The organism is Comamonas faecalis (assembly GCF_039538025.1).
Classification (GTDB): domain Bacteria; phylum Pseudomonadota; class Gammaproteobacteria; order Burkholderiales; family Burkholderiaceae_C; genus Comamonas_C; species Comamonas_C faecalis.
The window spans coordinates 56,255-66,783 of record NZ_BAABBP010000019.1; the positions used below are offsets into that span (position 1 = coordinate 56,255).

Here is a 10,529-nt window from a genome sequence, read left to right on the forward strand (position 1 = left end):
AAAGGGCCGAATCGATAGGGTAACGCACCCGCCACGGTGCACCAAAGGCGGCCGGGCGTGATTGCGACCGATCTCCCCGCACCGGGCGGCTGGGTCGTCCTCAGCTGTCCCGTGATGGGTAGCGCACCTCGATCACCTCCAGCGTGCGCAGGCCCGCGGGCGTCTGCAGCGTGAGCTCGTCACCCTCGCGCGCCTTGAGCAGCGCGCGCGCCACCGGTGACACCCAGCTGACCTGCTGCAGGCTGTTGTCCGCCTCGTCCACGCCCAGGATCGTGATGGTGCGCTCGATGCCCTCGTCGTCCGCGTAGGTTACGGTGGCGCCGAAGAACACCTGGTCGCTGCCGGCATGCACCGAGGGATCGACCACCTCGGCAATCTCCAGCCGCTTGGTCAGGAAGCGGATGCGCCGGTCGATCTCGCGCAGGCGTTTCTTGCCGTACAGGTAGTCGCCGTTCTCCGAGCGGTCGCCGTTGCTGGCCGCCCAGTGCACGATGTCGACCACCCTGGGGCGCTCCTCGTCGATCAGCGCCAGCAGCTCGGCGCGCAGGCGCGCATAGCCCTGGGGGGTGATGTAGTTCTTGCCGCCGGGCAGGCGCGGTGCGGACGGCGTGGGCGTCAGCGCGTCGTCATCGTCGTCGCTCTCCTTGGTGAAAGCCTTGTTCATCGCGCTATGGTGCCTGAGATCGTCGACACGCTCTGGCGCAGATCGTCGGGCCATTGCAGGGAGATGCCATGGGCCTGCGCGACGCGGGCGATGTCCTGCGGCGTGTCCAGGTCGGTGGTGCAGCGCGCGTGATCCACGTCCAGCACGCCCACCGCCCAGGGGTGGCCCCGGCGCCAGTCGCGCACGCCGTAGGCGCCGGTGGCCTGCAGTACGGCCTGGCGCACCGGCGGGCCGAAGACCACCGGGTGGCCCGGCTGGCCCGCGTGCTGCGGCAGCACCAGCTCCACGCCCGGGGCGCGCCGGGCCCAGGCGGCGAGCATGGCTTGCAGGTCGGCATGTTCGAGCAAGGGCTGGTCGCCCAGCAGCACCAGGGTGGCGGCAGCGCCGTCCGGCAGCGCCGCCAGGGCGCAGCGCAGCGACGTGCCCGGACCGGCGTCAGGCGTGGGGTTGACCACCGAGCTGCGCACCTCTCCCGGCGCCACCGGCAGCGTGGCCAGCGCCTGGGACAGGGCCGCCGCGTGGTGGCCGAGCACCACCACGGTGCGGCGTACGCCCACCTCGCCCAGCAGCCGCAGCTGGCGTGCCAGCAGCGACTCGCCATCCCGGCGCAGCAGCGCCTTGGGTCGGCAGCCCATGCGCCGGCCGGCGCCGGCGGCCATCACCACGGCGTGGATGCCGGCCGTCACGGCAGCAGGCAGGACGAGCCGGGGCCGGCCAGCCCCTGCTGATCCTTGACGTAGGCCACTTCCATGTCGCGCGGAAGCGTCACGCCATTCTTCACCGCCAGCACCTCGGCCATCACGCTGACGGCGATCTCCGGCGGCGTCTTGCTGCCGATGTAGATTCCGATCGGCCCGCGCAGGCGCGCCAGGCTCTCCTCGGTCTGGCCCAGGTGCTCGGTCATGCGCTCGTGGCGTGCGGCGTTGTTGCGCCGGCTGCCGATGGCGCCGATGTAGAAGGCGGGGGTTTCCAGCGCTTGCAAAAGCGCCAGGTCGTCGAGCTTGGGGTCGTGCGTCAGTGCCACCACGCAGGTGCGTGCGTCGGGCGCCATGGCGGCGACGGTGTCGTCGGGCATGTCGGTGCTCACGCGCACGCCGGCCACACTCCAGCTCTTGTAATACTCCTCGCGCGGGTCGCAGACGGTGACCGCGAAGCCGCAGAACTGCGCCATCGTCGCCAGGTACTCGCTCATCTGGCCGGCGCCGATGATGAGCATGCGGTAGGCAGGGCCGAAGGTGTTGACCAGCTCGGTGTCGCTCACCGTGAGCTCGGCCGGCGCGCCGGCCGCCTGCAGCGTGACCTGCCCGTCGGCCAGGCGCACGTGGCGGTGGGTGAGCTGGCCGCCGTCCAGCGCCTGCACCAGCTGGGCGAGCGCGGCGGCGTCGGGGTCGAACTCCAGCAGCAGCTCCAGCGTGCCGCCGCAGGGCAGGCCGAAGCGGTGGGCCTCGTCGGCCGTCACGCCGTACATCGCGAACTGCGGCGCGCCGCTGCGCGGCAGCGCGTCATCGGCGTCCGGCTGGGTGTAGCGCGCGATCAGGTCGTCCTCGATGCAGCCGCCCGAGACCGAGCCCATCACGGCGCCGTCGCCGCGCAGCGCCATGATGGAGCCGATGGGCCGCGGCGACGATCCCCAGGTGCGCACCACGGTCACCAGCAGCGCCGATTGGCCGGCAGCGCGCCAGTCGGCCAGGGCGCGCAGCACGGTGATGTCCAGGTTTTCCATTGCAGGTTCCTTGCAGGAAGATTCAGGCCTCGGTCTCCTTGGCCTTGCCACCGGTCAGCTTGCCCCACATTTTCTTGATCGCGCCGGGCTTGTTCTCGTCTTCGGCGCCTTCCTCGGGCGGCGGGCCGAAGCGGCGCTGCATCTCCTCGTCGAAGCGCTTGAAGAAGCTCTCGGCCATCGACTTGGCAACGCCGTCGATCAGCCGCTGGCCCACCTGGGCGATCTTGCCGCCGACGGTGGCATTGACCTCGTAGGCCAGCTCGCAGCCCTCGTCGTTGGGGTTGAGCGCCACGCGGGCGTTGCCCTTGCCAAAGCCGGCCACGCCGCCGTTGCCCTCGAACGCTATGGTGTAGCTGCTGGGCGCGTTGACCTCGGCCAGCTGCAGCTTGCCCTTGAACTTGGCCGACACTGGGCCGACCTTGATCGCGTTGACCAGCGCGTAGGCGTTCTCGCCGGTGGCCTCGATGCTGTCGCAGCCGGGGATGCACAGCTTCAAGACCTCGGGGTCGTTGAGGGCCTCCCAGGCCTGTTGCTGGGTGATCGCGAGCTGCCGTGAACCTTGCATGTCCATGGTGGGGTCTCCTTCATTGTTTGAGCAGCCGGGCGATGGCGCCCGCCAGTTGCTGCAGTTGCGTGATGTTGTGCACGGCCAGCATGCCGTCGCAAGCCTGGTGCAGCACGGCCGCGCCGCGCGCCGTGGGCTGGTAGCCGCCGAAGCGCAGCAGCGGGTTGAGCCACAGCAGGCGGCGCGTGTGGTGCTTGAGCCAGGCCAGCTCCTGTGCCAGTTGGGCGGGCTCGCCGGTGTCCAGCCCGTCGCTGACGATGAGCACCAGCGTACGCCGCCCCACCAGGCGGCGCGCGTGCCGCTGGCGCAGCGTCGCCAGGCTCTCGCCCAGCTGGGTGCCGCCGGCAAAGTCGGTAATGCTGCGCCCGGCCTGCACCAGCATGGCGTCGGTGTCGGCCAGCGCGAAGGCGGGGGTCAGGTCGGTCAGCCGCGTGCCGAAGGCGAACACGTCGCGGCGCAGGCGCAGTTGCTGGCCGTCCACCCGAACGCGCGCCGTCGCGGCGTGCAAAAAAGCCAGCAGCAGGCGGGCGTAGCGTTCCATCGAGCCGGACACGTCGACCAGCACCAGCAGCGGCAGCACCTGGCGGCGGCGCTGCAGACGCGCCAGCTGCGCCAGGTCGCCACCGGTGCGCGCCGATTGGCGCAGCGTGCGCGCCCAGTGGATGCGCGCGCCGCGGCTGCCCACGCGCAGGCGCCGACCGGCCACGCTGGGCAGCGCCAGCGCAATGTCCTGCACCAGGCGCTCGACCAGTCGGTATTCGCTGGCGCTGAGCTGGTTGAAGTCGGCCGCCTTGAGCCGCTGCACGCGGCTGGCGGTCATCGCGGCGTCCAGGTCGACGGGCTGCTCGGCTTTGTCATCTGGCGTGGGCTGCGCCTTGGGCGGCTGCAGCGCCTCGCGCACTCGGGGGCGCTGGCGCGGCGGCTCGGCCTGGCCTTCGGCGCGCGGCAGCATTTGCGCGAGCAGCTTGTTGGCCAGCTGTGGATCGCGGAAAAACACGTCGAACAGCTCGTCGAACACTTCGCGGTCCTGCGCGCGGCTGACCAGCACCGCCTGCAGAGCGGCCGCCATGTCGGCCCTGCTGGCGACGCCCACCAGCGTCACCGCCTGCTGCGCCAGCGCAATGCGCGCCGCGTCCACCGGCACGCCGGCGCGGCGCAGTGCGCGGCCGAATGCGGCCAGGTTGGCCGCCAGCTTGCCGCTGCGCGCGTCGCCCAGCTGGGGAACCTGGGTGGGCTGGTCGGGTGAGGTCAGCGTGGCCACGGTGTTGTCTCAGCCCTGCGGCTGGCTGGCCTGCAGCGCCTGCTGCGCCAGCGCCAGGTCGAGCGCGGCGACGTCGTCGCGCTGCTTGAACAGAATGCCTGCGGTGTCGCGCACCACCTCGGGGTCGAGCACCAGGGTGTCGAGCGCCACCAGCGCGCGCGCCCATTCCACGGTCTCGGCAATGCCTGGCGCGCGCTGGAAATGCCCGGCACAGGGCTCGGCGCGCAGCTGCTGCACGAAGGCCGCCACCTGCGCGGTGAGTTGCGCGCCAGCCTGCGGCACCTGCGCGCGCACGATGGCCAGCTCTCGCGCGTGCTCGGGGTAGTCCAGCCAGTGGTAGAGGCAGCGGCGCTTGATCGCGTCGGACAGCTCGCGCGTGCGGTTGCTCGTCAGGATGGTGACCGGCGGCAGCGCGGCGCGAATCGTGCCCAACTCGGGAATGCTGACCTGGTACTCGCCCAGGTATTCGAGCAGAAAGGCTTCGAAGGGCTCGTCGGCGCGGTCCACCTCGTCGATGAGCAGCAGCGCGCCGGGCGCCGGTGCTTCCAGCGCCTGCAGCAGCGGGCGGCGCACCAGGTAGCGCGGCTGGTAGACCTGCTGCTCCAGCGCGTCGGCAGTGGCCGTGCCTTCTGCGGCGCGCAGGTGCAGCAATTGCGCGGCGTAGTTCCATTCGTACAGCGCTTCGCGCTGCTCCAGCCCGTCGAAGCACTGCAGGCGCAGCAGCTCGCGGGCGAGCACGCGCGCCAGCGCCTTGGCCAGCTCGGTCTTGCCGACGCCGGGCTCGCCTTCGAGCAGCAGCGGGCGCTGCAGTTTGAGCGCCAGGAAGACTGCGGTGGCCAGGCGGCGGTCGGCGAAATAGCCCTCGGTCTGCAGCGCGGCGGCCAGCGCGTCGATGCTGCTGCAGTCGCAAGGAGGGGGGGTGTCGGGCATGGGAATACTTCAAAAAAGATAGCTACCAGCATTTGCTGGGTATGGGCTGAATGCCAGAAACACCTAAAACATGGCGCATCCCGAACCCCTTCCCCCTCTGGGGGAAGGCGGGGATGGGGGGCCGCTGGCGCCTATGCAACGCATGAAAAAAGCATGCCGCCGCTGGCCCCCACCCCAGCCCTCCCCCAAAGGGGAGGGAGTGAAGCGGCTCAGGCCAGCGCCTGCGCCACCGCGCGCTGCGCCATCACGCCCGCCAGGTGGGCGCGGTAGGCGGCCGAGCCGTGCAGGTCGCTGGACATCGCATCCGCATCGGTGGCGATGCCCGCCAGCGTCCCGGGGGTGAAGCTGGCCGACAGTGCCTTTTCAAACGCCGCGTGGCGAAACACGCCGTTGCCGCTGCCGGTCACGGCCACGCGCACGCCGGTGTCGAACTGCGCGACGAAGACGCCGATCAGCGCAAAGCGCGACGCAGGCTGCACGAACTTGGCGTAGGCGGCCTTCTTCGGGATGGGGAAGCTCACTGCGGTGATCAGTTCGCCGTCCTCTAGCGCGGTCTCGAACAAGCCGAGAAAGAAGTCGTCGGCCTTGATCTGGCGCGCGTTGGTGTGCACCGTTGCACCCAGCGCCAGCAGCGCCGCCGGATAGTCGGCGGCTGGGTCGTTGTTGGCGACCGAGCCGCCGATGGTGCCGCGCGCGCGCACCTGCTTGTCGCCGATGCCGCTGGCGAGTCCGGCCAGCGCCGGGAGGTCGGCGCGCACCTCGGCGCTTTCGGCCACGTCGCAGTGGCGCGTCATAGCGCCGATGACCAGATGGCCAGCCTCGCGGCGGATGCCGCGCAGCGCGGCAATGCCGCCCAGGTCGACGATCTGCTCGGGTGCGGCCAGGCGCAGCTTCATCGAAGCCAGCAGCGTCTGGCCACCGGCCAGCAGCTTGCCGCCCGCCTGGGCCAGTTGCAGCGCGTCGGCCTGGGTGGCGGGGCGCTCGTAGGTGAATGCGTACATGCTGTTTCCTCCTCAGGCGTTTGCGTTTTGAATGGCCTGCCAGACGCGGTAGGGCGTGGCGGGCATGTCGATGTCCTGCACGCCCAGGCTTTTGAGCGCGTCCAGCACCGCGTTGATCACCGCTGGCGGCGAGCCGATGGCGCCGGCCTCGCCGCAGCCCTTGCTGCCGATGGGGTTGTGCGTGCACGGTGTGCAGACGTGGCCGAGCTTGAACGCGGGGAAGTCGTCGGCGCGCGGCATGGTGTAGTCCATGTAGCTGCCGCTCAAGAGCTGGCCGCTGTCCGGGTCGTACACGCCGTGCTCCATCAGCGCCTGGCCCATGCCCTGCACCACGCCGCCGTGCACCTGGCCCTCGACGATCATCGGGTTGACGATGACGCCGAAGTCGTCGACGGTGGTGAAGCGGTCGACGCGCACCACGCCGGTCTGCGGGTCGATTTCGACCTCGCAGATGTAGGTGCCCGCCGGGTAGGTGAAGTTGGTCGGGTCGTAGAACGCGGTCTCGTTCAGGCCCGGCTCCAGCTTGTCGAGCGGATAGTTGTGTGGCACGTAGGCGGTGAGCGCCACCTGGGCGAACGGCACCTTCTTGTCGGTGCCCTTGACGGTGAACTCGCCGTTGGCGAATTCGACGTCGGCGTCGCTGGCCTCCATCAGGTGGGCCGCAATCTTCTTGGCCTTGGCCTCGATCTTGTCCAGCGCCTTCATGATGGCCGCGCCGCCCACCGACAGCGAGCGGCTGCCGTAGGTGCCCATGCCGAACGGAATGCGCCCGGTGTCTCCGTGCACGATGTCGACCTGCTCCGGGTCCAGCCCCAGGCGCGCGGCCACCAGCTGGGCGAACGTGGTCTCGTGTCCCTGGCCGTGGCTGTGCGAGCCGGTGAACACCGTCACGCTGCCCGTGGGGTGCACGCGCACCTCGCCGGCCTCGAACAGGCCGGCGCGCGCGCCCAAAGCGCCGGCGATGTTGGACGGCGCCAGGCCGCAGGCCTCGATGTAGCTGCTGTAGCCGATGCCGCGCTTGAGGCCCTTGGCCTCGCTGGCCGCGCGGCGCGCGTCGAAGCCGGCCACGTCGGCCAGCTTTTGCGCGTCGTTCATGCAGGCGTGGAAGTCGCCCGTGTCGTACTGCAGCGCCACCGGCGTCTGGTAGGGAAACTGGGTGATGAAGTTGCGTTTCCTGATCTCGTCTTGCGACAGCCCCATCTCCCAGCCGCAGCGCGTGACCAGCCGCTCGATCAGGTAGGCCGCCTCGGGGCGGCCCGCGCCGCGGTAGGCGTCGACCGGTGCGGTGCTGGTGAACCAGCCGTCCACCTCGACGTAGACCTGTGGCGTGGTGTACTGGCCGGCCAGCAGCGTGCCGTACAGGATGGTGGGAATGGCCGAGGCGAAGGTGGACAGGTAGGCGCCCAGGTTGGCGTGGGTGTGCACGCGCATCGCCAGGAACTTGCCGTCCTTGTCCATGGCCATCTCTGCGTGGCTGATGTGGTCGCGCCCGTGCGCGTCGCTGAGGAAGGACTCGCTGCGCTCTGCAGTCCACTTGACCGCGCAGCCGAGCTGGCGCGCGGCCCAGGTCAGTGCCACGTCCTCGGCGTACAGAAAGATCTTGGAGCCGAAACCGCCGCCCACGTCCGGCGCGATCACGCGCACCTTGTGCTCGGGCCACTGCATCACGAAAGCGGTCAGCAGCAGACGCTCCACGTGAGGGTTCTGGTTGGCCACGTACAGCTCCACCTCGTCGCTGGCGCGGTTGTAGGTCACGTTGACCGCGCGCGGCTCCATCGCATTGGGAATCAGGCGGTTGTTCACCAGGTCGAGCTGGGTGACGTGCGCGGCGCCGGCAAAGGCGGCGTCGACGGCGGCCTTGTCGCCCAGCGTCCACAGATAGCAGTGGTTGTCGGGCGCCTCGTCGTGCAGTGCCGGGCCGTCCTTGGCCTTCTTCATGTCGATGACGGGGGCGAGCTCCTCGTAGTCGACCACGACGGCCTCGGCGGCATTTTTTGCCTGCTCCAGCGTATCGGCGACGACCAGCGCCACCTGGTCGCCCACGTAGCGCACTTTCTTGCTGGCCAGCGCCGCGTGGAAGGGCTCCTTCATCGGGCTGCCGTCGGGGTTGGAGATCAGCCAGCCGCAGGGGATGGAGCCGAGCTTGCCCTCCAGGTCTGCGCCGGTGAAGACGCGCACCACGCCGGGCATCTGCGCGGCCTCGGCGGTGTCCACCGCCTTGATGTGGGCGTGCGCATGCGGCGAGCGCACGAAATAGCCGTACTTCTGGTTGGCCAGGTTGATGTCGTCGGTGTAGTTGCCCGCACCGGTCAGAAAGCGCTGGTCTTCCTTGCGCTTGAGTGATTCGCCGATGTGCGGCAGCTTGGCAAATGCAGTGGCACCCATGGTCTTGTCTCCTTGTTTCGTGGGCAGTGCAGCGGCGGGCGGCGCGTCAGGCGGGCAGCGACTGCTGCGCGGTCTGCACCGCGGCGACGATGTTCTGGTAGCCGGTGCAGCGGCAGATGTTGCCCTCCAGCAGCGCGCGGATCTCCGCCTCGCTGGCCTGCGGGTGGTGGGCCAGCAGGTCGATGGTGCTCATCACCATGCCCGGCGTGCAGAACCCGCACTGCAGCCCGTGGCACTCCTTGAACGCCGCCTGCACCGGGTGCAGCGTGCCGTCCTCCTGCGCCACGCCCTCGATGGTGGTGACCTCGGCGCCCTGCATCTGCACGGCCAGCGTGTTGCACGCCTTGATCGAGCGCCCGTCGGCAATCACGGTGCAGGCGCCGCACTGGGCGGTGTCGCAGCCCTGGTGCGTGCCGGTCAGGCGCAGGTGCTCGCGCAGGAACTGCACCAGCAGCGTGTTGGGCGCCACGTCGGCGGTGACGGCGCGGCCGTTGACCTTGAGTTCGAGTTTCATCGTGGGCGTCTCCTGGTTATGGGTGAAAAATGACGTCGTGGGAAAATGCCCATTCTTGGAACAACGGGGACGATGGGCGCCCGGGAAAACCCCCAAAACACCGGTGCTGCCGTGCTTATTCTCAGAATGAGACAGCCCCGCAGCCACAGGAGAGCCCTGCGATGCACGATGAATACCGGCTGCAGCAGATTGCCCAGGCGCGCCAGACGCTGCTGCACGGCGGCATGGAACTGACCGAGGCGCTGACCCAGGCCTGGCACGAGCGCGCCTGGATCGTGCACAGCTGGCGCCGTTGCCTGGCGCGCGGCCAGCAGCCTGGAGCGGCCGTGGCGTTCGCCCCGGTGCCAGCGCAGGCGCGCCGGCGCAGCCAGGAGGCCAACGCCGCGCTGCTGGCCGCCGCCCGCCCCGAGATCGAGCGCCTGGCGGCGACCATTGCGCCGATCCGCTACTTCGTGCTGCTGACCGACGCGGCCGGCAGCGTCATCGACACCGCAGGCGCCATCGACCACGCCAGCGAGCCCGCGCACGCCATCGCGCGCGTCGGCGTCGATCTGTCCGAGCGCAGCATCGGCACCAGCGCCATCGGCGCGGCGCTGGCCGAGCAGGCGCCGGTGTGGCTGCACCGCGGAGAGCATTTCTTTCACGGCAACGGCGTCTACAGCTGCGCCGGCGCGCCGCTGTTCGGCCCCCATGGTGTCTGCCTGGGCATGCTGGACGTGACCGGCGTCGAGGTGGCCGAGCGCCCCGAGCTGCGCCACCTGGTCGCGCAGTCGGCGCGCGGCATCGAGAACGCACTGGTGCTGGCGCAGCCGCACGCGCTGCGCCTGGCGCTGTCCTGGCCCGCGGGCTGGAGCGTGGCCGGCGGCGACGCCCAGGGCGGCCTGCTGTGCCTGGACGCCGAGGGCAGCGTCACGGGCGCCAACGCCACCGCGCGCCAGATGCTGCCCGCGCTGGCCCCGCTGGCGCACCAGGCGGTGCACGCCAGCGACCTGTTCGCGCTGCCGTGGAGCATGTTGTTCGACCTGGCGCTGCGCGGCGAGGCCAGCGTCGTTCCGCTGTGGTCGGGCCTGCACGTTCGCTGCAGCGCACAACGGGTCGAGCCGGCGGCGCACAATGCGCACCCGGCGCCGGCCGCCGCGCCGGCGGCGCGCTCTCTCAAGGCGCTGGAGCGCGACCTGATTCACCAGGCCATGCGTGACGCCGGCGGGCGCGTGGCCGACGCCGCCAAATCACTGGGCATGAGCCGGGCCACGCTGTACCGGCGGCTGCGCGGGTGATTCCATTTCCATATCAACCCAGTAGTGTCCGGTTTATTTGATATGGACAAGCCGCAAAGCCAGTGCTGACGCGGGTTTCGAGAGATTCATGGGTGTCCACGATTTGAATTTGCAATGGCGCATTTGCGATCCTTTCAGGTTTGAACGACCTGGAGTGACGCATGAACGTGGGCAAGACGCTGTTTGCGCAAGTGATGGAGTTCGTGCCA

The 10,529-nt window shown here is 69.9% G+C and carries 10 protein-coding genes; 1 reads left to right on the forward strand and 9 read right to left on the reverse strand.

Annotated elements, in window-relative coordinates:
- Positions 1–100: 100 nt before the first annotated feature.
- The 9 genes from greB to ABD767_RS11385 form a co-directional block, all read right to left on the reverse strand.
- Positions 101–664, reverse strand: coding sequence for a transcription elongation factor GreB (gene greB / locus ABD767_RS11345; RefSeq protein ID WP_103046273.1), 564 nt, complete (start codon positions 662–664; stop codon positions 101–103).
- The gene (locus ABD767_RS11350) at positions 661–1,350 is read right to left on the reverse strand and encodes a nucleotidyltransferase family protein (protein ID WP_344869691.1); all 690 of its coding nucleotides are present in this window, start codon (positions 1,348–1,350) and stop codon (positions 661–663) included. The genes greB and ABD767_RS11350 overlap by 4 nt, the downstream gene beginning before the upstream one ends.
- The gene (locus tag ABD767_RS11355; protein ID WP_103046272.1) at positions 1,347–2,387 is read right to left on the reverse strand and encodes an XdhC family protein; all 1,041 of its coding nucleotides are present in this window, start codon (positions 2,385–2,387) and stop codon (positions 1,347–1,349) included. The genes ABD767_RS11350 and ABD767_RS11355 overlap by 4 nt, the downstream gene beginning before the upstream one ends.
- Positions 2,388–2,409: 22 nt before the next feature.
- Complete coding sequence (locus ABD767_RS11360) at positions 2,410–2,958, reverse strand: SRPBCC domain-containing protein (protein ID WP_103046271.1); 549 nt, start codon at positions 2,956–2,958, stop codon at positions 2,410–2,412.
- Positions 2,959–2,971: 13 nt separating this feature from the next.
- Complete coding sequence (locus tag ABD767_RS11365) at positions 2,972–4,213, reverse strand: VWA domain-containing protein (protein WP_103046270.1); 1,242 nt, start codon at positions 4,211–4,213, stop codon at positions 2,972–2,974.
- A 9-nt stretch (positions 4,214–4,222) separates the two neighbouring features.
- A complete protein-coding gene (locus ABD767_RS11370) occupies positions 4,223–5,143 on the reverse strand; it encodes an AAA family ATPase (protein WP_103046269.1) in 921 nt (306 codons plus the stop codon).
- A gap of 209 nt (positions 5,144–5,352) precedes the next feature.
- Positions 5,353–6,144: an FAD binding domain-containing protein gene (locus tag ABD767_RS11375; RefSeq protein WP_103046268.1), complete on the reverse strand. Its 792-nt coding sequence runs from the start codon at positions 6,142–6,144 to the stop codon at positions 5,353–5,355.
- 12 nt (positions 6,145–6,156) lie between these two features.
- Positions 6,157–8,529 (reverse strand): molybdopterin cofactor-binding domain-containing protein, encoded by a 2,373-nt coding sequence (locus ABD767_RS11380; RefSeq protein ID WP_103046267.1) that lies wholly within the window; start codon positions 8,527–8,529, stop codon positions 6,157–6,159.
- Between the two features lie 46 nt (positions 8,530–8,575).
- The gene (locus ABD767_RS11385) at positions 8,576–9,043 is read right to left on the reverse strand and encodes a 2Fe-2S iron-sulfur cluster-binding protein (RefSeq protein WP_103046266.1); all 468 of its coding nucleotides are present in this window, start codon (positions 9,041–9,043) and stop codon (positions 8,576–8,578) included.
- A gap of 161 nt (positions 9,044–9,204) precedes the next feature.
- Between ABD767_RS11385 and ABD767_RS11390 the strand changes: the two genes are divergently transcribed.
- Positions 9,205–10,320, forward strand: coding sequence for a helix-turn-helix domain-containing protein (locus ABD767_RS11390; protein WP_103046265.1), 1,116 nt, complete (start codon positions 9,205–9,207; stop codon positions 10,318–10,320).
- The last annotated feature ends 209 nt before the right edge of the window (positions 10,321–10,529 follow it).